Source organism: Nocardioides flavus (ex Wang et al. 2016) (genome assembly GCF_014653115.1).
In the GTDB taxonomy this organism is placed as follows: Bacteria; Actinomycetota; Actinomycetes; order Propionibacteriales; family Nocardioidaceae; genus Nocardioides; species Nocardioides flavus.
The window spans coordinates 93038-116840 of sequence record NZ_BNAD01000008.1 but is presented as its reverse complement, the minus strand read 5'-3'; the positions used below and the strand labels follow the sequence as shown (position 1 = coordinate 116840).

Here is a 23803-nt window from a genome sequence, read left to right as displayed (position 1 = left end):
CCTAGTGCGCGCACGCGCGAGCGGTGCTCAGGCCTCGCCGCGCAGGGAGAACGACCGCAGCCGGTCTCCGGCGAACCACACGCCGACGACCGTCACGACGAGGCTGGCGACGACCGCGTACGGCAGGCTCGCGGGGTCGGGCAGCTCGTCGGAGATCGCGTGGCCGATCCGCAGTCCCCACTGGCCGATGCTCAGCCACGCGATGCCGCTGAACAGGTTGCCGAGCAGGCCCTCCCAGATCAGCACGAACATCAGCGACGCGATGACGGCGTGCCGGGTGACCGCCGAGATCGCGAGGAAGAGCGCGGAGTACGCCGTGCCGGCGACCGCGGCGGCGACGAAGAGCGCGACCGCCCGGGTGCTGTCGCCGGTGATCAGCGCCGCGACGAGGATCGGCAGCGCGCCGGCCACCAGCGTCGCGGCGAGCGCCACGACCCACTTGCTGATCGCCACGCCGTAGCGGTTCACCGGCTTGGACAGCAGGTAGACGATCGAGCCGTCGTCGACCTCGGGGCCGAGCACCGACGACGCCGCGAGGATCGCGACGAGCGGCAGCACCAGCGGGAAGCCGAGGTTGGGCAGCACGCCGTACGCAGCGTCGCCGTCGGTCAGGGCCGTGATCAGCACGACCAGCCCGATGAGCAGCACCGGGAAGGCCAGCAGCAGGTAGAACCGTCGCCGGCCGAGGAGCGCCTGCAGCGCGAGCTTGGCAATGGTCGCGTTCATCATCCCCGCGTTCATCGGGCCACCAGGTAGGCGAAGACGCTCTCGAGCGACTCGTCGCTGGGGGAGAGCTCGAACAGGGTCACGTCGTGCTGCCGGGCCAGGCCGGGCAGGCTCGCGGCGAAGCTGCCGAGGTCGCCGACCTGCACGTCGAGGGAGTCGGTGCGCAGGCTGACCGCGCGTACGGACTCCTGGGCCATCAGCGCCGCGGCGAGCGCGCGGTCGTCGCTGGAGCGGATCGCGTACTGCACCGGCCGGTCGGTCATCAGGCGACGGATCGCGCCGAAGTCGCCGGACGCGGCGTGCCGCCCCGAGACGACGACCTCGATGTGGCGCGCGAGCCGCTCCACCTCCTCGAGGATGTGGGAGCTGAACAGCACGGTGCGGCCCTGGTCGCCCAGCTGCCGCAGCAGGTCCATCAGGTGCATCCGCTGGCGCGGGTCGACGCCGTTGAACGGCTCGTCGAGCAGCAGCACCGCCGGGTCGTGGACGAGCGCCGCGGCAATCTTGACCCGCTGCCGCATGCCCTTGGAGTAGGTGTCGAGCCGCCGGCCGGCCGGCTCGACCATGTCGACGACCTCGAGGATCCGCTCGGTGGCCGCAGCCGCGTCGGGGAGGCGGTGCAGGTCGGCGTTGGCGCGGACGAACTGGCGCCCGGTCAGGTAGCCGAAGCTGAGCTCACGCTCCGGCACGAGCCCGATCCGGCGGTAGGTCGCGGTGTTGCGCCACACGGGCTGCCCGTCGAGCGTGACGTGCCCGGCCGACGGCGCGAGGAAGCCCGACATCATCGCCATCAGCGTGGTCTTGCCGGCGCCGTTGGGGCCGAGCAGGCCGGTCACGCCGGGGCCGATGGTCAGCGACACGTCGTTGACGGCGACGACGTTGCCGAACCAGCGCGAGGCCGAGTCGAGGACGAGGGTGCTCATCGGGAGCCCACCTTCTGGAAGCGGGCGACGAGCCCGAGCAGGCAACCGGCCACGAGCAGGACGGCGATGATGGCGTACGCCGGGACCCACGCGCCGTCGACCGGCACGACGGTGTCGACGCCGGCGTCCCAGGAGTTGGCCAGGCCGTTGACGAGCGACCAGGGCGACAGCAGCCCGACGGCGACCGGGACGGTCTCGCTGTCGGCCTCGTACCAGGCGATGTTCTGGACGACGGTGACGATGCCGGTCAGGACGATCAGGGCCATCACCGATCCGACGACGGCGAAGCCGCGTCGCAGCGAGATCGACGAGATCAGGCCGGACACGCCGGCGACGAGCATGGCGAGCAGGACCTGCAGGACGAGCGCCTTGAGCAGGTCGGTGGTCTGGTCGCTCTTGTCGAGCCCGGCCAGCATCGCGCCGGCGTAGAGCACGGTCGTGGGGATCGCGGTGAAGAGCAGGATCGCGACGGTCAGCGAGAGCCACCGCACGAGGGCGAACACGTGCGAGGACAGCGGACGCGCGAGGTAGAGCACGATCGAGCGGTGGCGCAGGTCGCGGGAGAACAGCACCGGTGCCTGTGCGGCGGCGAAGAGGCTGACCAGCAGCTGCGTCTGGTTGGTGTAGTCGGCGTACGACACGGGGAGGTCGGCGAGGCCGGTGAGGACGACGACACCGACGACGATCGTCGCAGGCAGCAACGACATCGCGAGCAGGAGGAAGGGCATGACCTTCGACTTGCCCGACCGGCCGAGCCCGTACGCGTGGCGTAGACCGGTGGTGAACAGGGTGCGCGCGATGGCGCCGGAGCCCTCGCGGACGCCGTCGAAGTGGCGGTAGCCGAGGTCGTGGATGACACCGGAGCGACCCGGGCCCGGGGCGGAGAGGTCAGGCACGGGTGCCTCCTTCGAGGAAGACGTCCTCGAGGTGGCGCCGGTCCGGCTGGAGGCGCATCAGGCCGAGGCCGAGGTCCGCGGCCACGTCGCGGATGAGGTCGTGGACGGCCGCGCCCTCGGCGAGGTCCGGCGGCGGTGGGTCGACGGCGACCATCGCACCGCGCGGTCGACAGGTGAGCCCCCGCTGGGCGAGCGCCTCCCCGAGGCGGTCCCGCTCGGTCTCGGTGCCGACGACCTCGACGAGCAGGCCGCCGGTGTGCTGGGTGAACTCGCCCGTCGCGCTGCTGCGCAGCAGGTGGCCGCCGTCGAGCACGATCACGTGGTCGCTGACCTGCTCGAGCTCGCCGAGCAGGTGGGAGGTGACGAGCACGGCGATGCCGAACTCGCTGCCGATGCGCTCGACGAGTCGCAGCATGTCGGTGCGCGCGGCCGGGTCGAGGCCGTTGGTCGGCTCGTCGAGGAAGACCAGTCGCGGGTCGTGGGCGAGGGCCTGGGCGAGCTTGGCGCGCTGCTTCATGCCGGTGGAGTAGCCACCCATCGGCCGGTAGCGCTCCTCGTCGAGGCCGACGTGGCGCAGCACGTCGGCGGCGCGCTCACGGGCAGCCGACGCCCCCAGACCGGACATCCGCGCCATGTGCACCACGAAGTCGCTGGCGCTGACGTCGGGCGGCAGGCAGTCGTGCTCGGGCATGTAGCCGACGAGCCGGCGGATCTCCTGGCCCTCGTGCTCGATGTCGTGGCCCAGGACGCTGGCGTTCCCGCCGGTGGGCTCGAGCAGTCCGAGCAGGATCTTGATGAGCGTCGACTTGCCGGCGCCGTTGGCGCCGACCAGGCCCGTCACGCCCGCCCCGACGTCGACCGTGAGGTCGGTCAGGGCGTGGACCGTCCCGTAGTGCTTGGTGAGGCCCGCGGTCGAGATGACCGGCGGGCGTCCCATGAGTTCCCCCGTCACGCGCCTCACGCTAGCGGTCACGCAGGCACCGCGACATCAGGGATGGCCCCGACCCGTGTGGAGGTGTGGTGAAGATCGGTCCGCTCGGGCCCTAGGCTTGGCCTCCTATCCCCGGTTGGTCTGCCGGTAGGGCCCGCCTGACTTTGAATCAGGACTAGCGACGTAGGTTCGACTCCTACCCGGGGAGCCGCTCGGTAGCGTCGTGACATGGGTGTGACCGAGATCGTGGGCGTCTACGACGCGGACGCTGGCCTGCTCGGCGAGGCGGCGTACGTCTGGGGCAAGCTGCGCGGCACCCGGCACTGCGGCCTGTGCGACATCACCCACGGCACGGTCCGGCGCAAGGGGGAGTGGGACCGGATGGCGGCCCGGCTCCCCGTACGGGTGCGCCTGCTGCACCTGAACGAGCTCGACGACGAGCTGCGTGACGCGGTCGCGTCGAGCGGGGCGCCCGTGGTCCTGACCCGCGAGGGCGACCGTTGGCGTGTCCTGCTCGGCGCGAGCGAGCTGGACGGCATGACCGGATCGGTCGCGGCCTTCGATGCCGCCGTGCGGGCGCGCCTCGAGGGGGAGTCGACGTGACGGCGTGGGCGCCGGTGCTCACCTGGTGCGTTCTCGTCGTGGCCTTCGCCGCGCTGTCGAACGTCTGGAACGGCCACGACCCCGGCTGGTACGCCTCGCTCGCGCGGCCGTCGTTCCAGCCGCCCGACGTCGTGTTCGCCGTGATGTGGCCGCTCAACTTCGCGCTGCTGCTCGTCGTCGGGCTGGGCGTCGTCCGCACCGCGTCGGCCGGCCCGGCGTGGGTCGCCACCGGCGTGCTCGCCGCGTCGGTGGCGCTGGCGCTCGGCTGGGCGTGGCTGTTCTACGTCCCGCACGCCCTCGCGCCGGCCGCTGCCTCGCTGACCGGTGCCGCGGTCCTCACCTGGGCGTTGGTCGTGGTGGTCGGCCGGGTCGAGGCCTGGGGCGGCCTGCTCCTCACCCCGTACGCGTTGTGGCTGTCGGTCGCGACCGCGCTGTCGGTGGCCTACGCCAGGCTGGGCTGAGTCGCCGGCCGGGGTCCCGGCCCCGGGGGCGGAGGGCCGAGAGCCCCGGGTCCTACGGCCCTGCCGGTGGCGCCGTGGGCCGGTGAGACTCGGGGCAAGGACCGAGGAGGACGCCATGAGCCGCGCGACAGCCCCCCACCCAGCCGCAGCCACGCGCGCGCCCGCGCCGGTGCAGGTCGTGGTCGACGACGTCCACGACCTCGAGCAGCGCGTGGGCGACGCCGCACGACGGGCGGTCGCCTGCCACCGCGCCGTGGAGCTCGTCGAGCCCGACGTGGCGGAGCACGACCACGCCGCGCGGGCGGAGCTGATCCAGCGCATGGACGTCGCGCTGGCGGCGGCCAGACGGGCCGCGCCCGGTGTGCAGGTGCGGGTCGGCCCCCACGTCCGGGTGCCCCGCCCCCGGGGTGCGCCGTGACACGACTGGTCGAGGTCGCAGTGGCGCCGGTCGCGCTCGCGCGGCTGACCGCGCTGCTGCCGCCGGAGCGGGTCGACCGGGTCGAGACGTACGCCGCCGCGGCCCGGCGGCTTCTCGCCGGGCGCACCGTCTGGAACATCAGCTCGACGGCCCGCGGAGGTGGCGTGGCCGAGATGCTGGCCGCCCTCGTCGCCTACGCGGCCGGGACCGGCGTGGACATCCGCTGGCTCGTGATCGGTGGCTCCCCGGACTTCTTCGCGCTGACCAAGCGCATCCACAACCGGCTGCACGGCGTCCCGGGTGACGACGGCGCCCTCGACGCCGCGGCACGCGCGACGTACGACGCCACCCTCGCGGGCCACGTCGGCGAGCTCGTCGACCTGGTACGTCCCGGCGACCTGGTCCTGCTGCACGACCCCCAGACCGCGGGGCTGGCCGGTGCGCTGCGTGAGCGGGGCGCGCACGTCGTGTGGCGCTGCCACGTGGGGGTGGACGAGAGCAACCGGTGGACGCAGGAGGCGTGGGGGTTCCTGCAGGACCTGGTCGCGCCCGCGCACGCCTGCGTCTTCTCGCGTGAGCAGTTCGCGCCCGCCTGGGTCGACCGGCGGTGGTTGCGGATCATCCCGCCGTCGCTCGACCCCTTCAGCGCCAAGAACGTCGAGCTGACCCCGCGCGAGGACAAGTCGCTGGTGCGGCGCCTGGGGCTGGTCGTGGAGGGGCCGGCGGTGCCGCTGGCCGACCCGTTCGTGCTGCAGGTCAGCCGGTGGGACCGCCTCAAGGACATGTCCGGCGTCCTGGACGCCTTCGCAGGTCACCTCGCCGAGCTGCCCCCCGACGTGCACCTCGTGCTCGCGGGTCCGGCCGACGGGGTGGCCGACGACCCCGAGGCCGGCGAGGTGCTCGCGGAGTGCCGGGACCGCTGGCGCTCGCTCGCCCCGGCGGCCCGCCGGCGCGCCCACCTGCTCGCGATCCCGATGGACGACCCCGTCGCCAATGCCCGGACCGTCAACGCCCTCCAGCGTCGCGCGACGGTCGTCGTCCAGAAGAGCCTCGCCGAGGGGTTCGGCCTCACCGTCACCGAGCCGATGTGGAAGGCCCGTCCCGTGGTCGCCTCCGCCGTGGGCGGCATCCGCGACCAGATCGAGGACGGGGTCAGCGGGATCCTGCTCGAGGACCCGCGCGACGGTGCCGCGCTCGCGGCCGCGCTGGCCGGGCTCCTCGGGGACGCGAAGTGGCGTCGGGAGCTGGGACGCAACGCCCACGACCGCGTGCACGAGCACTACCTCGCCGACCGCCACCTCATCCAGTACGTCGACCTCTTCGCGCAGCTGCTCGGCGCGGACGGGGCCTAGCCACGCCCGGGCGGACCTCACGGCTGCCCGGTGGCCGCCCGGTATCCCTCGAGCGCGGTCGGCAGCGTCGGGAAGATGTGCTCCGCACCGATCCGGTCCAGCAGTCCGCTCGGCTCCAGCGCGTCGCGCTGGTCCTGCTTGAGACGGGCCAGCGCCAGCACGACGCCCTCGGCCTCGAGCTCCGCGCGGAGCGTCTCGAGCGCGACCGCGCCGGTGAAGTCGACCTCGCCGATGGCCTCGGTGTTGAGCAGCACCCACTGCGGCCCGTACGCCGCGACCGCCTCCCGCACGCGGGTCAGGAAGTTGTCGGCGTTGGCGAAGAAGAGGGGCGCGTCGTAGCGGTAGACGAGCAGGCCCGGCACGACCACCGCGCCGGCGTGGTCGTCGACGTCGTGCATGCCGGCCAGGTCGGGGACGAGGCCCTCGATCGCGTCGTGGGGCCGGGCCACGCGGCCGATCACGTCGACGAGCGAGAGACTGATCGCCACGAGCACGCCCTCGAGCACGCCGAGGGCGAGCACCCCGGCGGTCGTGGCGAGCGCGATGGCGAGCTCGGTGCGCCGGTAGCGCGCGATCCGGACGAACTCCGCGACGTCGATCAGCCGGAGCCCGGCGTAGACCACGACGCCCGCCAGCGCGGCGTCGGGGAACCTGGCCAGCACCGGACGCAGCGCCAGGACGAGGACGAGCGCGGCCCCCAGGGTGGACAGCCCCGCCCACCGTGACCGTCCCCCGACGGCGTCGACGATCGCCGTCCGGCTCCCCGAGCTGCTCACCGGGAAGCCGTGCACCATCCCGGCCGCGACGTTCGCCGCCCCGAGCGCCAACAGCTCGCGTCGGGCGTCGACCCGGTCGCCGTGCCGGTCGCCGAACGCCCGCGCGGTGAGGACGTTGTCGGTGAAGCCGACCACGGCGATGGCCAGCGCGGTCGTCAGCAGCGCCCACGACCCCACGTACGACCCGAGCGACGACACCGGCGGCAGCCCGATCGACGGGAGGGCGAAGGGGAGCGTGCCGACGACGGCCACGCCGTCGTCGGAGAGCCCTGCCGCTGCGACGGCCAGGGTCGCCAGGAGCATGCCGAGGAGCGGGACCGGGCCCGTGGGCCAGAGCCGGGCACCGAGCAGGAGCAGCACCAGCGTGCCGGCGAAGACCAGGACGGTGGGGCCGTGCGCCTGGGCCGGGTGCTGGACGAGCCACCAGGTCTGCGCCAGCACGCTGGCGTCCGGGACGTCGGTGCCGCTCGCGCGGGCCGCCTGTGACAGGACCATGAGCCCGGCGATCCCGGCCATGTATCCCACGAGCACCGGCTTGGAGAGCAGGTCGGCGAGGAAGCCGAGGCCGCCGGCCCAGGCCAGCAGGCACACGGCGCCGACGGCGAGCGCGAGCACCGCCGCGGTGTCCTGCGCGGACGCGCCCGGGATCGCGAGCGTCGCCAGGGCGGCGCCCGTCATCAGCGCGGTCGTGGACTCCGGGCCCACGGAGAGCTGCGGCGAGGACCCGAGGAGGAAGTAGACGGCGAGGGCGACGAAGGCCGCCCAGAGCCCCGCGGCCGGCGGCACCCGGGCCAGGCCGGAGTAGGCCAGCACCTGCGGGACCAGGTAGGCCGCGACGGTGATCCCCGCGACGACGTCACCGCGCAGCGCCCCGTGCGGGGGCGGACCCAGCGGCACCGCGATCACCTCCTGCGCCCAGTCGACCGCGGCCGGGCGACGTCCCGGTAGGGACCAACGTCCCGTCGACGTGGAGCGCACGACCGCCTCGTCCCGCGGTTGCGGCGTCACGCCGGACCGGTGACAGACTGCGGACATGGACAACCTCACCGTCATCGTCCTCGCCGCCGGCGGCGGCACCCGCATGAAGTCGAAGACCATGAAGGTGCTGCACCCGATCGCGGGCCGCTCGATGATCGGCCACGTGCTCCGCGCCGTGCAGGCCGTGGAGCCGACCCAGGTGGTCGCGGTCGTCGGCCACCAGCGTGAGCAGGTCGGTCCGCACATCACCGAGCAGCTGCCGGGCGCCGTGCTGGCCGTCCAGGAGACGCAGCAGGGCACGGGGCACGCCGTACGAGTCGCGATGGAGGCATGCGGCACGACCACCGGCACCGTGCTCGTCGCGGCCGGTGACACCCCGCTGCTCGAGGGGGAGTCGCTGCGCGCCTTCGCCGAGGAGCACGAGGCGGCGCAGCGCGCGGTGAGCATCCTGAGCGGCCGGGTGGCGAACCCGTTCGGCTACGGCCGGATCGTGCGCAACCACGAGGGCGACGTCGAGGCGATCGTGGAGGAGAAGGACGCCACGCCCCAGCAGCGCGAGATCTCCGAGATCAGCTCCGGCATCCTGGCCTTCGACGCCGAGTTCCTCGTCTCGGCGTTGGCGCGGATCACCAACGACAACGCCAAGGGCGAGTACTACCTCACCGACGCCGTCGGCCTCGCGCGCGAGGACGGCCTGACCGTCGGCGCGCACGTGATCGACGACGTCGAGCAGACCGAGGGGGCCAACGACCGCGTCCAGCTCGCCGAGCTCGGCCGCAAGCTCAACCAGCGGATCGTCACCCGCTGGATGCGCGAGGGCGTCACCGTCATGGACCCGGCGACCACCTGGATCGAGGCCGACGTGGTGATCGAGCCCGACGCCACGATCCTGCCGGGCACGCAGCTCCTCGGCGCCACCGTCGTCCACGAGGACGCGGTGGTCGGCCCCGACACCACGCTCAAGGACTGCGAGGTGGGCGCCGGTGCGCGGGTCGTCCGCGCCCATGCCGAGCTCGCCGTGATCGGCGACCGTGCCACCGTCGGGCCCTTCGCCTACCTGCGCCCGGGCACCCGGCTCGGCGTCGCCGGGAAGATCGGGACCTTCGTCGAGACCAAGAACGCCAGCATCGGCGACGGCGCCAAGGTGCCGCACCTGTCCTACGTCGGCGATGCCGAGATCGGCGAGGGCACCAACATCGGCGCCGGCACGATCTTCGCCAACTACGACGGGGTGGCCAAGCACCGCACCGTCATCGGCCGGCACGCCCGGACCGGCTCCAACAACACCTTCGTCGCCCCCGTCGAGATCGGCGACGGCGCGGGCACCGCCGGCGGCACGACCGTACGCCGCGACGTGCCGGCCGGCGCGCTCGCCGTCAGCAGCAGCCCGCAGCGCAACCTCGAGGGCTGGACCGAGTCCCGGCGGGCCGGGACGGCGCAGGCGGAGGCCGCGCGAACGGCGCGTGAACGTGAGGCATCCCACGAGGACTGACCCGGGGTTGGTCGAGGGGCCCGGCGTGGGGAACAATCCTTGGCAGCACCTCCGAACCTAGCCACCCCCCGAGGCTGACCACACAGCGAGGAGTCGCCGGCGTGACCGGAATGAAGCGGACCACCGAGAAGAACCTGATGGTCTTCAGCGGCCGGGCCTACCCCGACCTCGCCCACGAGGTCGCCGACCTCCTGGAGTGCGGGCTCGTCCCGCAGGACGCGCGGGCGTTCGCCAACGGCGAGCTCTACGTCCGCTACGAGGAGTCCGTACGCGGGTGCGACGCCTTCGTGATCCAGAGCCACACGGCTCCGATCAACGAGTGGATCATGGAGCACCTGATCATGGTCGACGCCCTCAAGCGGGCCTCGGCCAAGCGGATCACCGTGGTCATGCCGTTCTACGGCTACGCCCGCCAGGACAAGAAGCACCGCGGCCGCGAGCCGATCTCTGCCCGGCTGATCGCCGACCTGTTCAAGACCGCCGGCGCCGACCGGCTCATCACCGTGGACCTGCACGCCGACCAGATCCAGGGCTTCTTCGACGGCCCCGTCGACCACCTGATGGCGCTGCCGATCCTCACCGACTACGTCAAGGAGAAGTACGGCGACCAGCAGCTGGCCGTCGTCTCCCCGGACGCCGGCCGGATCAAGGTCGCCGAGCGCTGGTCGGCCCGCCTCGGCGGCGTTCCGCTGGCGTTCATCCACAAGACGCGCCGCATCGACGTGGCCAACGAGGTCGTCGCCAACCGCGTGGTCGGCGAGGTCAAGGGCAAGATCTGCATCCTCACCGACGACATGGTCGACACCGGCGGCACGATCGTGAAGGCCGCCGAGGCGTGCATGGCCGACGGTGCCGCGGGCGTCATCATCGCCGCGACCCACCCGATCCTGTCCGACCCCGCCGTCGACCGCCTCAAGAACTCCTCCGCCATGGAGGTCGTGGTCACCAACACGCTCCCCGTCCCGGCGGACAAGCAGTTCGACAAGCTCACCACGCTCTCCATCGCCCCGCTCATCGCCCGGGCGATCCGCGAGGTCTTCGAGGACGGGTCCGTCACCTCCATGTTCGACGGCCACGCCTGATCAGCGTCGTCCGACGCTGATCAGGCCTGGTCCGCGCTGAGGCCTACAGCGTCCGGTCGAGGTCGTCGAGCGAGTCGTTCCACGACCGGGCCAGCACCGTCGGCACGTCCCCCTCGAGTGCGGAGGCGACCGCGTCCCGGAGCCCGCGCCGTACGTCGGGGTCCAGCGGCAGCACCGGGAAGGCGTCGCCGATCACGTCGCCCATGGCCTGCCCCGACCGCTGCGCGAGCGCGAGCCCGTCGGTGACGTAGCGCTGGAGCCATGGGCGGACCAGGTCGGCCTGCTCCCAGCCCCAGAACCCGGCGCCGACGGCGTGGAACTCGTGGCTGCCGAGCTCGCCGCCCATCAGCTGCGCCCAGGCCGCCTCCTTGGCCTCGGGGGTGGGGATCGCGGCACGGGCGGTCAGGGCGGCGTGGTGACCGGCCACGGACCGGTCGCGCTCGGCCTCGGCGTCGACGTGGGAGGCGTCGCCCAGCTCGGCGAGGCGGTGCACCGCGGCCCAGCGGACGTTCTGGTCGAAGTCGTCGCGCCCGAGCCACTCGACGAGGAAGGTCCGGTCCGCGCTGAGGCGCGCCAGTGTCCGGGCCGCGCCGGGGGCGAGCGCGGGGTCGCCGCCCTCGACGGCACCGCGCGCGATGTCGGAGACGACGGCGAGGTGAGCGGCGACCTCCCCGGGGGCCGCGTAGCGGCGGACCACGGTCTGGAGGGCACGTACGACACCCTCGAAGACGAGCGGGTGGGTCTCGGGGCGCAGGTGGCGGTCGGCGAGGTCGACGAGCTCGCCGACGCCGATGGCCTGCGACTCGCACAGGTCGACGGCGGTCCACCAGAGCATCGCCCGGGTCAGCTGCGACTCCACCGACGACAGCCCCGCGGTGACGGCGGCCCACGACCGCTCGTCGGGACGGACGACCGCGAAGGTCTCGTCGCCGGAGTTGGGCACCACGACGCGTCCGGCGAACTCCTCGAGCCGTACGGGCTCCTCGCCCAGGTGCACGTCGCGCGAGCTCACCAGGCGCATGTCGTCGTCGTAGGCCGACACGGTGAGGCGGTGGGGCCGGGAGCCCTCACGCGTGAGCACCGGCACGCCGGAGTCGTCGCGCGTGACGCGCAGGGTGTCGAAGCCGGTGGTGCGCAGCCACGCCGCCGCCCACGCGCGTACGTCCTTGTCGGTGGCGGAGTCGAGCGAGTCGAGGAAGGCGGCCAGGTCGGCGTTGCCGAACGCGTGCGTGGTGAGGTGCGTGTTGACCCCGGCGAGGAAGTCCTCGTCGCCGAGCCAGTGGCCGAGCTGGGCCAGGGTGGCGTTGCCCTTGGCGTAGGTGATCATGTCGAAGTTGGCGAACGCCGTGTCGACGTCGACGATCTTCTCGGTGTCCTCGGCGATCGGGTGCGAGGAGCGGCGGCGGTCGGCGCGGTAGCCCGCCGGCTTGCGGCTGATGGCGGCCGAGGTCCAGGCGTCGGAGTAGCCGGCCGCGGTGCCGGCGACGTCGTAGCCCATGAAGTCGGCGAAGGACTCGTTGAGCCAGGAGTCCTCCCACCACCTCATGGTGACCAGGTCGCCGAACCACATGTGCGCCATCTCGTGGGCGATCGTGGACGCCAGCCACTGGCGCTCGAGCTCGGTGGGGGCGCCCCGGGTGAGCGCCTGGTCGCGGTAGACGACGCAGCCGGGGAACTCCATCGCCCCCCAGTTGAGGCCCGGGGCGAAGACCTGCTGGTAGTCGGCGTAGGGGTACTCCGGCTCGAAGACCGTCGTGTAGTGCTGGAAGCAGGCGCTGGTGATGCGCCGCAGCTCCTCGGCGTCACGACGCAGTTCGCGCTCCTGCGAGGCGCGCGCGTGCCAGCCGAAGGGCAGCGTGCCGCCCGGCGCCGGGGCGTACGGCTCGTCCCAGGTCACCGAGACCCAGGGCCCGCCGACGAGGGTGAACAGGTAGGAGGAGAACCGGGGGGTGGTGCCGAACCGCCAGGTGTCCGCGCCCTCGCCCGAGGCGCGCTCCTCGAGCGGGCCGTTGGCGAGCACCGTCCAGTGCGACGGCGCGACCACGGTGACGGCGAAGGTGGTCTTGATGTCGGGCTGGTCGAAGCAGGGGATCACCTTCTGGGTGATGTCCATCGACGTGTGGGCGCACACGTAGCGCTCCCCGTCGGCCGGGTCGACGGTGACGGTCATGCCGTCGCCGTCGGTGACGTAGGGCATGCGGGCGGTGACGCGGACCGTGTTGGCGGCGGCCAGGTCGGTCAGCGGGATGCGGCCGTCGGCGTACGCCGCGGGGCGACCGTCCAGCGTGACGTCGGTGCCGCCGTTGAGCTCGAGGAACGTCGAGGCGCCGGGCTCGGTGCAGCCGAAGGAGATGGTCGCCTCGACGCCGAAGTCCTCGGTCGAGGTGAGGTCGAGGCGGAGCTCGGTGTGGACGTCGGTCAGCAGGGCGGCGCGCTCGCGCGCCTCGGGAAGCATCAGGGGCACCGGGACACCCTAGGGTGCCGGTCCGTGGGACGCAGCCGGGATTCGACCGTCCGCCCCGACCGGGTCTAGAGTTCTGTGGTTGCCTCGGCGAGGGAGCCCGTACGACCGGGACTCCGTGATCGACTGGGCCGGTCCGCACCCTGCGCCGCGCCCTCGATCCGGAGCGCGGCGTTCGTCGTCTCCGGCCCCGAGGCCCTCGAACGAGATCAGAAGTCGTGATCACCACCCCACCCAGGAGAAGAACATGTCTGCCCCCGAGAAGATCGTCGCCGAGGCCCGCACCGAGTTCGGCAAGGGCGCCGCGCGCCGCATCCGCCGCGAGGACAAGATCCCCGCGGTCCTCTACGGCCACGGCAACGACCCGGTCCACGTCATCCTGCCCGGCCACCAGACGATGATGGCCCTCAAGCACGGCGGTGCCAACGCGCTCCTCGCCCTCGACATCGACGGCTCCGAGCAGCTCGCCCTGACCAAGGACGTGCAGGTCGACCCGATCCGCCGCGTCATCGAGCACGTCGACTTCGTCGCCGTCAAGCGCGGCGAGAAGGTCACCGTCGACGTCCCCGTCCACGTGGTCGGCGAGGCCGGTCCCGACACGCTGGTCGTCACCGAGAACGCCCTCGTGTCCGTCGAGGCAGAGGCCACCCACATCCCCGAGTTCTTCGAGGTCTCCGTCGAGGGCGCCGAGGTCGGCACCCAGATCCACGCCAAGGACCTCGACCTCCCGTCCGGCACCACGCTGCTCGCCGACGAGGAGCTGCTCATCGTCAACGTGACCGAGCAGATCTCCGCCGAGGCCCTCGAGGCCGAGCTGGAGGAGGCCGAGGCCGAGGCCGGCATCGAGCACGACGCCCCCGAGTCCGAGGAGGCCGCCGAGGGTGCCGAGGCTCCGGCCGAGGACGCCGCCGAGGGCTCCGACTCCGAGTGACGTCGTAGCACGACCCCTGAGCGGGCACTTCGTGCCCGTCCTCACCGCCGGCCGGGCGGTTCCTGCCCGACACGGGCAGGAACCGCCCGGTCGATGCGCATGACGGGCACGAAGTGCCCGCTCACCCCTGGATGGAAGGATGGACGCCGTGACTGACGCCGCTGCCTCCAGCGACGTGTGGCTGGTCGTCGGCCTCGGCAACCCCGGCCCGTCGTACGCCGGGCACCGGCACAACATCGGCTACCTGGTCACCGACGAGCTGGCCTCGCGGATGGGCTCGCCCTTCCGCTCGCACAAGGCCGCCCGCGCCGACGTGGTGGAGGGCCGGCTGTCACCGGGCGGCCCGCGGGTGGTGCTCGCCCGGGGACGGGGCTACATGAACGAGTCCGGCGGCCCGGTCAAGGCGCTCGCGTCGTTCTACAAGGTCGCGCCCGACCACGTCGTCGCGATCCACGACGAGCTCGACATCGCGTTCGGCACGCTGCGGATCAAGCTCGGCGGCGGCGACAACGGTCACAACGGGCTGAAGTCCATGCGCTCCTCGCTCGGCACCGGCGACTTCTACCGCGTCCGGGCCGGCATCGGCCGACCGCCCGGTCGCCAGGACGTCGCCGACTTCGTGCTCTCCAACTACTCCACCGTCGAGCGCAAGGAGCTGCCCTTCCAGGTCTCCGACGCCGCCGACGCGGTCGAGTCGCTCATCACCGACGGCCTCGAGAAGACCCAGCAGCGCTTCAACTCCTGAGCGTGGCCGGGACGCCGGACCCACCGGGGCGCGGGCACTCACCAAATTGAGCGAAACCGCCGGTCGGCTCGCCCGTCGGCGCCCACCCGACCGCACGATCGGGGGGTGCCGCCATCAGCCGGCACCCGGACGTGGGGGAGTGGGAGATGGCCCTGGTCAGCGTCGTCATCCCGGCGCACGACGAGGCTGCGTCGATCGGTCGCACCCTGCGCGCACTGCGACAGGGCACGCGCGCGGACGAGCTCGACGTCGTCGTGGTGTGCAACGGATGCACCGACGACACCGCTGCCGCGGCGCAGGTCGCGGATCCACGGGCGCGGATCATCGAGATCGAGGAACCGTCGAAGGCCGAGGCGGTGCGGATCGGCAACCGTGCGACCGACGTTTTCCCGCGGGTGCACCTCGACGCCGACATCGAGCTCCGGGGCACCGACGTGCTCGCGCTCGTCGAGCCCACCATGAGCGACGGCGTCCTGGCCACCGCGCCGAGGCGCGAGGTCCCCACGTCGGGCTGCTCGCGCTGGGTCCGGTGGTACTACGAGGTCTGGGAGGAGCTGCCCCAGGTCCAGTCCGGCCTCTTCGGCCGCGGCGTCGTCGCGCTGTCCCGTGAGGCGCAGGCCCGGGTCACCGCGCTGCCGCGCCTGATGAGCGACGACCTCGCCATGTCGGACTCGTTCTCCCCCGGGGAGCGCCGTGTGGTCACGTCCGCGGTCGCGGTGGTCCACCCGCCGCGCACGGTCCGCGACCTCGTCCGGCGCCGCATCCGCATCGCCACCGGCAACGCCCAGGCAGCGCAGCACGGGGTGCGGCGCTCCTCCTCGCGCACGCGTGTTCGCACCCTCCTGAGGCTGGCGGTCACCAGACCGGGCCTGGCGCTGCGACTGCCGGTGTACCTCGCCATCAGCGTGGCCGGACACATCGGTGCCCGGCGGGCAGTCCGGTCGGGGGACTTCACCACGTGGCAGCGCGACGACAGCTCGCGCCTGCCGGTCGACACGCGCACCGCGGCCGGACGGTCGTCGTGACCGTGCTCCTCGTCGCCAACGACGGCGGCCACATCATGCAGCTGCACACGATGCGCCCGCGGCTCGGGGTCGAGGACGTCGTGTGGGTGACGCCGCGCACCCCGCAGACCGAGTCGCTGCTCGCCGGCGAGGTCGTCCACTGGACCGACCCGTGCCCGCCCCGCGACCTGGCCGCGGTCATGCACAACGCGGCTGGCTGCCGGGTGCTCTTCGAGCAGTACGCCGTCACGCTCGTCGTGAGCACCGGTGCGGCCCTGGCGCTGGCGGTGCTGCCCCAGGCGCGGATGCGCAACATCGAGACCGTCTACATCGAGTCGGCCACGAGGTACGACGCGCCGTCGATGTCCGGACGCGTGCTCGCGATGATGCCGGGCGTGCGGACCTTCAGCCAGTCCGCCGCGCTGCACACCCGGCGCTGGACCTACCTGGCCTCCCCGTGGGACCTCTACGAGTCGATCCGGACCGAGACGCGACCGATCTCGAAGATGGTGGTCAGCCTCGGGACCCAGGAGGGGTTCGGGTTCCGGCGGCTGGTGGAGCGCCTGGTGCCGCTCGTGCCCGCCGGGGCCGAGGTCCTGTGGCAGACCGGATCGACCGACGTCCGTGGCCTCGAGATCGACGCTCGCTCCTCGGTGCCGTCGGCCGACATGGCCTCCGCCGTGCGCGAGGCTGACGTCGTCGTCGCCCACGCGGGAACCGGGATCGCGTTGATGGCGCTCGAGAACGGCAAGTTCCCCGTGCTGGTCCCGCGGCGAGCACGGCACGGGGAGCACGTCGACGACCACCAGCTGACGATCGCCTCGGAGCTGAGCCTGCGGGACCTCTGCATCTCACGTGATGCCGACAGTCTGAAGCTCGCCGATCTCCAGCACGCCGCTGCGAGACGCGTCACCAAGTCCGCTCTCCCCTCCAGCCTGGACCTCGTGCCGCCGCCTCGTCGTGGCTCTGAGTGAACGGCCCGAAGCCTGGCCCGCTGAGCATCCGTCGATCCCGTCATTGCCACCCAATTTCCCCATAAGTTCTGGCCACAACAGATTTACCCAATTTGGGGTAGATGCCGATGGTGAATGCGGTGCAAACGATCCTGGTGAACCTTTCCCGGCCTACACCACGTGAGGTAGTTTCACGCGTGAACGTCGGCGTTGTCGGCCGTGGCGGTGCCGGTCACGGCCCCCGACCCCATGGCTTTTCAGTAACGCCTCACGTGTCACACACGTGCTTTGCACATTGCCAACGGTTTCATCTGGCTCCGACGATTCTGCTAGTTTCCCTGCGTTCATTCGCCAGCCCCCCTACCGTGTGACACAGCAGCACGTGGCGAGTGACGAGCGGATGACACCGGCCTCGAGGACATGAACCCCGGGCCCGTCCGCGCAGGTCCAGCCCCCAGGTTGGGTCTCGAAGCCCGTGGCCGCGCTCTCTCCTGGCGCGAGCCGAACCCTCGAGCGGAGAACCCCACAGTGACGTACCCAGTCAAGATTTCCCTGATCAAGCTAGTCGTCGCCGCGACGGTGTCGGTCGGCCTCGTCCACGCGAGCGCCGACGCGCACGTCAGTGACGGCCGCGAGGCGGTCCACGACCGTGCCGGAAGCCACTCGGTCGGTGCACCGAAGTCCGCGAAGGTGGTCAAGAAGCTCAAGGTCACCAAGGACGGCGCTGTCGTCAACGCCCGCAAGGTGAAGGGGTGGATAGCGGTCGACGCCGACGACGTGACGATCAAGAACACCACGGTGCGCGCGTCGGGGAAGTACGCGATCCGCATCCTGCCGGGCGCGACGGGCACCAAGGTCAAGCGAACCAAGGTCAAGTGCGTGGGGGAGCGCACCAATGGTCTCGTCCCCGGTCGCTACCTGGCCAAGAGAGTCGCCGTCAACAACTGCCGACGTGACTTCGTGAGCAGTGACCGGCACCCGGCGACGGTGATCAAGAGCTGGATCGACGGCGAGTCCTATGACAACAGGAACTCGGTCGAGACCCCGGTGGTCACTCCGAGTCCGGGGCGTCCTGGTGCGCACAACACCGGTGTGCCGGCAGGCACGGTGCTGACGCCGTCAGACGGGATGACCATCACGCAAGACGGCACAGTGATTGATGGGCTGCTCGTGCGAGGCACGATCACCATCGAGGCCGACAACGTCACGATCCGTAACTCGCTGGTGCAATCCTCCACGAGCGGATACCCGATCTTGGTGGACGAGGGCGCAACCGGCGCCCTGATCGAGGACGTCGAGGTCGACAACATGGGCGGGACGGGCCTCGGAATCTTCTTCTCGCGGGGCAGCGGGACAGTTCGGCGTGCGAACGTCCACTCTGCGGAGGACGGCATCCGCATCGAGGCTGACGACGTCACCGTCGAGTATTCGTACGTCCACGACCTCCAGCGGCAGCCTGATGGCCACCACGACACCATCCAGATCCGGCGCGGCGACAACATCACGCTCTCGGGCAACACGCTGTTGCCGTACGACTCGTCGACCGGGGACCCGATGAACGCTGCACTGCAGATCGGCTCGCTCCTCGGGGACGACCAGATCTCGAACCTGCGAGTGATCGGCAACTACATGGACGGCGGCAACTTCACGGTGAATGGTGGAGGCCGCAACGAGGTGGACAGCGCGCTCTACAGCGGGAACAGGTTCGGTCGCAACTTCCGTTACGGAGTGAGCGGCAACCTGGACAACAGCGTGTGGGATGACACCAACGTCTATGACGACACCGGCGAGTTCGCGCGCTGACGTATCCCCTAGTTGGGGGATCTCACCCGGCCACCGTGGGTCGGGTGAGATCCCCACCTTAGCCTCGACGGGACGGCGTCAAGGCGGGAGACGACGATGGGGACACGACCAGCAGGGCCGGTCACGAGACGCGCCATCCGTTGGGCGCTGATCTGTGCGACGACCGCTGTCGGCGCTGCTGCGTGCTCCCTCACGGCGGGGACCGACCGATCCCCGGACGTCGACGGCCCCGGGGTGACCACCGAGGTCGACTCGCGGGGTTCCGCGACGACCACTCCGAGGTCGCGCACCGACACGGCGTCCCCGGCTCGCCCCGACTCGTCGAACACCGGCGTCCCGGAAGGCCTCGAGCTGACTGCGTCGGAAGGACTCGACATCACCGAGGACGGGACGGTGGTGGATGGACTGCACGTGAGGGGGACGGTCACCATCTCGGCGGACTACGTCGTGCTTCGCAACACGTTGATACAGACTGACACCTCGCTCTATCCCGTGAAGGTCGAGGACGCATCGAACGTCGTGATCGAGGACGTCGAGATCGACGCGATGGGCGGGACCGGGATCGGCATCTTCTTCTCGCGGGCCAGCGGGACTGTTCGGCGAGTGAACATCCACTCTGCCGAGGACGGCATCCGGATCGAGGGGGACGACGTGGTCGTCGAGTCGTCCTACATACACGACCTGCATCGACAGCCGGGCGGCCACCACGACGCCATCCAGATTCGTCGAGGCGACGACGTGGTCATCCGCGGAAATACCCTCCTCCCCTTCGTCGAGGCAACGAACGATCCGATGAATGCCGCCATCCAGATCGGATCGTTGCTCGGAGATGACCGGATCAGCGACCTGGAAGTGGTCGACAACTACATGGATGGCGGGAACTACACGGTCAACGGCGGCGGCCGCGACGAGGTCGAGAGCGCTGTCTACCGAGGGAACCGCTTCGGTCGCAACTACCGGTACGCGGTGAGCGGCAATCTCGACAACAGCGCCTGGGACTCGACCAACGTCTGGGACGACACCGGGGCACCGGCGAGGTGAGGGCTCAAGGCCACCACGCCCAACGCTCGGTGTCAGGCGAGGATCACTGCGCTCGATACGCGGGACTCACCCGACGGTCTGCTCGACGGCGTGCCAAGGAGGTCTCTGACGTCTTGGTCGACGTTGCCAGGCAGCGCAGGACCATGCGAGACGTCGACGACATGTTGGTGCCTGAGCTCGTCGACGCGGCACGCTTCCACCGGATCGCCCCGCTGGTGCACGTGGCGTACCGCGACAGCGCAGGCGCGCTTGCGGAGGCGTCCCGCGCCGATCGAGTGCGGGCAATCACGATGCACGTCAGTGCCTGCGACGCACTCGGAGAGGTGTCCACGCTCTTGGCCGACCTCGACTGGGTGACCTTCAAAGGTCCCGTCTACTCCGAGCGGGCGCACCCCGTTCCGGGTCTCCGCAGCTACAACGACGTCGATGTGCTGCTGGACCCGTTCCAGCTGCGCGACGCCGCCCACATGCTGCTCGGCGCGGGGTGGCGGGTGGCGGACTACCAGGACATGCTGCGCAACGAGGCGGTGCCGGGGGAGATGCACTGGGTGACTCCGGCCGGCGTCCTCGTCGACCTGCACTGGTCCATGGTCAACATGGCCTCTCGAAGAAGGCTGTTCGCCATTCATACTGCCGAGCTTCTGCAGCGCAGGGTCCGCGTCGAGCTGGGCTCGGACGTCGTGTGGACTCTCGACCCGGTCGACGCACTCGTGCATGCCTGCGTCCACGCGTCCCTGGCGGGTGCGAACAGGCTGATCTACCTCATCGACGTTGAACGACTCAGCCTCGACGTCGTTGACTGGAACGAGGTCGTGTCGAGAGCCGTGGCGTGGCGGGCACAGTCGCAGGTCGCGCTGGTGCTGGGCAGGTCGCACCGGGTGCTGGGAGCCCCTGTCCCGAGGGACCTCGATCATCGCCTCGGCCTGTCGCGGATGCTCCAGTCCCTCATGGCGGTGACGGATCGTGTCGCACCAGTCGAGACGTCGCGCCGCAACGTTGGACTGAACAAGTTCGTCGCCCGTGCCGTGCGTCCAAGCGGTCCGGCGACAGCGGCGACGGTCGCGCTCAATGCCTCGCGGCTGCTGAGGCAGGTGACTGCCGGTGGAAGCGAGCCCAAGACGGGGCGGGTGAGGGCCGACCGCGCTTGCTTGGACGCCTACCTCGCTGCCGTCGAGTCCGCGGCCCGTGTCGAAAGTGGGCTGTCATGATGTGGGGCGCTGAGCCGATGCCGCGGCGGCGCGGTCCAGACCAGTGCGCAGATCGGTGCGATGCGTCCTTCTGCCCAACTGGCTCGTCTACCGTGACGATCGTGGACATGCTGCAAGCTCCTGCAGACGGTCGCGTCGTTGCGGTCGGTGTTCCGGAGCCTGTCCGTTGAGCCACGACCGCCCGCTGCACGGACACGCGCGCGGCAAACCGTTCCGACGGCTCCGGGGCGTGCGACGTGCATGGCAGCGTCTGCTGCCATTCATGCACGGGTCCCGGAAGTGGCTTGCGCTGTTGGTGGCGCTGGCTGTCCTCGCCGGTCTGCTCGAGGCCTCGGTCCTCGCGCTGATCGCTTCGATGGCCGTCTCCCTGTCAGAAGGCGATCGCAGCACAACCTTGAGACTGGGGCCGGTCGACGCGGAGATGTCCCAGACCGCCACGTTCACCGTCGCGATCGCGCTGACGCTGGGACGCACTCTGATCCAGCTTGCGCTGGCCTACCTGCCGGCACAGATCAGCGCCAAGGTGATGGCCGATCTGCGTCTGCAGCTGTTCACCGCCTTCACCGGTACGAGTTGGTCCACGAAGGCGCGAGAGCGTGACGGGGCCTTCCAGACGCTGATGACCCAGAACGTGACGAACGTGTCCCAGGCGGTCACGGGCCTGGGGAACGGGATGACTGCGACGATCATGTTCGCGATGATGGTCGTGGTCGCCCTCATGCAGAACGCGTTGACCGCGGGTGTCCTTGCCGCGGCCGCGTTGGTCCTCTTCGTCGCACTGCGGCCCCTGTCCCGAATACTTCGACGGCATGCCAAGGGCTTGAGCCGCGAGGCAGTGAGCTTCACCGAGACCGTCCAGGAGATCGTCCTCATCGCTGAGGAGACCGAGGTCTTCGGCGCCACCCGCCACTACGTCTCCAGCTTCCAGCAACAGGTCGACAGGGTGCGACGCCCCTACGCTCGAACCCGCTTTCTCTCCGCAGCGTTGCCGGCCCTCTACCAGAGCGTTGCCCTCACGATGCTGGTGGTCGCGTTGATCGCGGTGTCGCTCTCGGGAGCCACAGACCTCGCTGCCTTGGCAGCGGTCATCCTGATGCTCATACGCGCCCTCACCTACGCCCAGCAGATACAGACGGCGGTCACCGGCATCGATGAGCGGGTTCCGTTCATCTACCAGATCGCGGACGCCCTGGAGCGGTATCGAACGCACCCGCAGCAAGAAGGCGCCGGTGAGCTCGACGCGGTGCGTTCACTCGGGTTGGAGAACGTCTCGTTCGCCTATCGTGAAGATCTCCCGGTGCTGTCCGGAGTGAGCTTCTCAGTTGCTCGCGGCGAGGCCGTCGGCATCGTCGGCCCCTCGGGGGCCGGGAAGTCCACGATCGTGCAGCTCCTGCTCCGGCTGCGCGAACCGAGTTCGGGAGCCGTTCGCGTCAATGGTCAGGACGTCCGCGAGATCAGGCGGGCAGATTGGCGACAGAAGGTCGCCTACGTTCCCCAGTCATCGCAGCTCATACGTGGTTCGGTGCGTGACAACATCCGTTTTCACCGGGAGTGGCTCACCGACGAGCAGATCGAGGTCGCCGCGCGTCGCGCTCACATCGACGAGGACATCGTATCGTGGCCGGAGGGCTACGAGACGATCATCGGGCAGCGAGCCAGCGCGATCTCCGGTGGTCAGCGACAGCGTGTCTGCCTCGCTCGTGCTCTCGCCGACGCGCCTCAGGTGCTCGTCCTCGACGAACCGACCAGCGCGCTGGACGTACGGTCGGAGGAGGCCGTTCGGGAGTCGTTGCACGAGATCAAGACCGACACCATCCTGGTGCTGATCGCCCACCGACTCTCGACGCTCTCGATGTGCGACCGCATCGTGGTGATGGTGGACGGCCGGGTGTCGGCCGCCGGCTCGCCCGACGACCTGCTCAGCCACAGTGACTTCTTCAGGGAAGTCAACGAGATCACCCAGCGTCAGCGAACGCCTTCATGACCGGTCGAGTTCAGCTGGACGCTGCGCTCGCCGCCTTCGGCTTCCACGCGGGCGAGGTGCAACACATCGAGCCCCTGCCGCGGGGCATCAAGAACCTCAACTTCAGGGTGCGCGTCGGCGACGCGGAGTGGGTTCTCAAGCGCCACCCAGCCGCGGCCCGCGCTCGCCTGAGCGACTCGCACCGGTTTGAGGTCCGACTGGCCGAGTCCGGCTTCCCGGTCGCACCCCTGCGTCGCGCGGCCTCCGGCGCAACCGTCGTCGAGACGAGGGAAGGAGTGTTCGACCTGCACTCGTGGGTGAGCGGCCGACAGTTCTCGATCGCGGACAGGGGCGCGATGCACGCTGAACACCCGGACCTTGCGTCCCGGTTGGGGAGCGTGATGGGCGACCTCCACCGGGAAGGACAACAGGCGCTCGATGGCGTCCCTGGGCTGGTCCCTGCGACCGCGCTGCCGACCACGCCCTACCCGGCGATAGCGACCGTGCGCCGCGGACTGTTCCAGCGGCTCCAGGCGTCGGCGAAGCTGCTTCGTCGACGCCGCACCCCTCTCGACGCCTGGTTCGAGCAGATCCTTCCGGACATCGTTCACCGGGCCGAGTCCTGCACGCTGCCGCAGGTGGCAGCACGGGTGGACCCGGCCGACGCCATACTTGCGCACAATGACGTCAACTGGGAGAACCTGGTCTTCGGACCGTCCCTCGAGGTCCTCGCCGTGCTCGACTTCGACAACGCGCGCACTTTGCCCCGAGCGCTGGAGATCGGCGCAGCCGCTGTCGTCCTGATCGGCACCGATGCAGCGCGATTCGAGCGCTTCATGGAGTCGTACGCCCGGACCGCCCGAACGCGGCCAGACCCAAGGGCAGTGCGACTCGGGATGGAGTTGAAGTGCGTGCGCTCGATCCTCTGGTCGATCGACGCACACGCTCGCGGGCGAGTAGCCGACGGGACCATGCTGGAGACCTGGTGCCGCCACCTTGAGGCAGACCTACGGGTGTTGACGGCGATGCGGGCTGACGACCGCTGGTGAGCGCCTC

Annotated in this window: 21 protein-coding genes and 1 tRNA gene; 16 read left to right on the top strand and 6 right to left on the bottom strand. The window is 70.8% G+C overall.

Annotation, left to right across the window (positions count from 1 at the left end; all coding sequences use genetic code 11):
• Positions 1-27: 27 nt before the first annotated feature.
• From IE200_RS14155 to IE200_RS14140, 4 genes are read right to left on the bottom strand one after another with little or no spacing between them, the layout of a single operon-like run.
• The gene (locus IE200_RS14155; protein ID WP_191280130.1) at positions 28-726 is read right to left on the bottom strand and encodes an ABC transporter permease; all 699 of its coding nucleotides are present in this window, start codon (positions 724-726) and stop codon (positions 28-30) included.
• An 11-nt stretch (positions 727-737) separates the two neighbouring features.
• Entirely contained in the window at positions 738-1649 is a 912-nt protein-coding gene (locus IE200_RS14150; RefSeq protein WP_191280129.1) for an ABC transporter ATP-binding protein, read from the bottom strand.
• On the bottom strand, positions 1646-2545 hold the full coding sequence (locus tag IE200_RS14145; protein ID WP_191280128.1) for an ABC transporter permease: 900 nt from the start codon (positions 2543-2545) through the stop codon (positions 1646-1648). Before IE200_RS14145 ends, IE200_RS14150 begins: the two co-directional genes overlap by 4 nt.
• Complete coding sequence (locus tag IE200_RS14140) at positions 2538-3497, bottom strand: ABC transporter ATP-binding protein (RefSeq protein ID WP_229856553.1); 960 nt, start codon at positions 3495-3497, stop codon at positions 2538-2540. Before IE200_RS14140 ends, IE200_RS14145 begins: the two co-directional genes overlap by 8 nt.
• Positions 3498-3605: 108 nt before the next feature.
• Here IE200_RS14140 and IE200_RS14135 point away from each other — a divergent pair.
• From IE200_RS14135 to IE200_RS14115, 5 genes are all read left to right on the top strand, one after another.
• A tRNA-Gln gene (locus IE200_RS14135) sits at positions 3606-3684 on the top strand.
• Between the two features lie 20 nt (positions 3685-3704).
• Positions 3705-4079: a hypothetical protein gene (locus IE200_RS14130; RefSeq protein ID WP_191280127.1), complete on the top strand. Its 375-nt coding sequence runs from the start codon at positions 3705-3707 to the stop codon at positions 4077-4079.
• The gene (locus tag IE200_RS14125; protein ID WP_191280126.1) at positions 4076-4540 is read left to right on the top strand and encodes a TspO/MBR family protein; all 465 of its coding nucleotides are present in this window, start codon (positions 4076-4078) and stop codon (positions 4538-4540) included. Before IE200_RS14130 ends, IE200_RS14125 begins: the two co-directional genes overlap by 4 nt.
• Before the next feature lie 115 nt (positions 4541-4655).
• Positions 4656-4958 carry a hypothetical protein gene (locus tag IE200_RS14120; RefSeq protein WP_191280125.1) on the top strand — a complete coding sequence of 101 codons (303 nt, stop codon included), beginning with the start codon at positions 4656-4658 and terminating at the stop codon, positions 4956-4958.
• On the top strand, positions 4955-6310 hold the full coding sequence (locus IE200_RS14115) for a glycosyltransferase (protein ID WP_191280124.1): 1356 nt from the start codon (positions 4955-4957) through the stop codon (positions 6308-6310). Before IE200_RS14120 ends, IE200_RS14115 begins: the two co-directional genes overlap by 4 nt.
• 17 nt (positions 6311-6327) lie before the next feature.
• Here the strand turns inward: IE200_RS14115 and IE200_RS14110 are convergent, their stop codons facing one another.
• Positions 6328-8121: a SulP family inorganic anion transporter gene (locus tag IE200_RS14110; RefSeq protein ID WP_191280123.1), complete on the bottom strand. Its 1794-nt coding sequence runs from the start codon at positions 8119-8121 to the stop codon at positions 6328-6330.
• Here IE200_RS14110 and glmU point away from each other — a divergent pair.
• Both glmU and IE200_RS14100 read left to right on the top strand, forming a co-directional pair.
• Positions 8120-9556 carry a bifunctional UDP-N-acetylglucosamine diphosphorylase/glucosamine-1-phosphate N-acetyltransferase GlmU gene (gene glmU, locus IE200_RS14105; protein WP_191280122.1) on the top strand — a complete coding sequence of 479 codons (1437 nt, stop codon included), beginning with the start codon at positions 8120-8122 and terminating at the stop codon, positions 9554-9556. The two genes, IE200_RS14110 and glmU, sit on opposite strands and share 2 nt — an antisense overlap.
• Before the next feature lie 110 nt (positions 9557-9666).
• Positions 9667-10638 carry a ribose-phosphate diphosphokinase gene (locus IE200_RS14100; RefSeq protein ID WP_191280158.1) on the top strand — a complete coding sequence of 324 codons (972 nt, stop codon included), beginning with the start codon at positions 9667-9669 and terminating at the stop codon, positions 10636-10638.
• Between the two features lie 43 nt (positions 10639-10681).
• Here IE200_RS14100 and pepN read toward each other — a convergent pair whose 3' ends face one another.
• Positions 10682-13093: an aminopeptidase N gene (gene pepN, locus IE200_RS14095; RefSeq protein WP_229856563.1), complete on the bottom strand. Its 2412-nt coding sequence runs from the start codon at positions 13091-13093 to the stop codon at positions 10682-10684.
• 253 nt (positions 13094-13346) lie between these two features.
• Between pepN and IE200_RS14090 the strand changes: the two genes are divergently transcribed.
• The 9 genes from IE200_RS14090 (at position 13347) to IE200_RS14050 (ending at position 23796) form a co-directional block, all read left to right on the top strand.
• Positions 13347-14030, top strand: coding sequence for a 50S ribosomal protein L25/general stress protein Ctc (locus tag IE200_RS14090; protein ID WP_191280120.1), 684 nt, complete (start codon positions 13347-13349; stop codon positions 14028-14030).
• A gap of 139 nt (positions 14031-14169) precedes the next feature.
• Positions 14170-14775: an aminoacyl-tRNA hydrolase gene (pth, locus tag IE200_RS14085; RefSeq protein ID WP_191280119.1), complete on the top strand. Its 606-nt coding sequence runs from the start codon at positions 14170-14172 to the stop codon at positions 14773-14775.
• A 146-nt stretch (positions 14776-14921) separates the two neighbouring features.
• The gene (locus IE200_RS14080; protein ID WP_229856551.1) at positions 14922-15800 is read left to right on the top strand and encodes a glycosyltransferase; all 879 of its coding nucleotides are present in this window, start codon (positions 14922-14924) and stop codon (positions 15798-15800) included.
• The gene (locus IE200_RS14075) at positions 15797-16753 is read left to right on the top strand and encodes a glycosyltransferase (protein WP_191280118.1); all 957 of its coding nucleotides are present in this window, start codon (positions 15797-15799) and stop codon (positions 16751-16753) included. Before IE200_RS14080 ends, IE200_RS14075 begins: the two co-directional genes overlap by 4 nt.
• A 507-nt stretch (positions 16754-17260) precedes the next feature.
• A complete protein-coding gene (locus IE200_RS14070) occupies positions 17261-18535 on the top strand; it encodes a right-handed parallel beta-helix repeat-containing protein (protein WP_191280117.1) in 1275 nt (424 codons plus the stop codon).
• Between the two features lie 234 nt (positions 18536-18769).
• Positions 18770-19576, top strand: a complete 807-nt coding sequence (locus tag IE200_RS14065; RefSeq protein WP_191280116.1) for a right-handed parallel beta-helix repeat-containing protein — start codon at positions 18770-18772, stop codon at positions 19574-19576.
• A gap of 167 nt (positions 19577-19743) precedes the next feature.
• On the top strand, positions 19744-20784 hold the full coding sequence (locus IE200_RS14060) for a nucleotidyltransferase family protein (protein ID WP_191280115.1): 1041 nt from the start codon (positions 19744-19746) through the stop codon (positions 20782-20784).
• A gap of 166 nt (positions 20785-20950) precedes the next feature.
• Positions 20951-22768, top strand: a complete 1818-nt coding sequence (locus tag IE200_RS14055; protein ID WP_229856550.1) for an ABC transporter ATP-binding protein — start codon at positions 20951-20953, stop codon at positions 22766-22768.
• Positions 22769-22824: 56 nt separating this feature from the next.
• Entirely contained in the window at positions 22825-23796 is a 972-nt protein-coding gene (locus IE200_RS14050; RefSeq protein ID WP_191280114.1) for a phosphotransferase enzyme family protein, read from the top strand.
• Positions 23797-23803 lie beyond the last annotated feature (7 nt).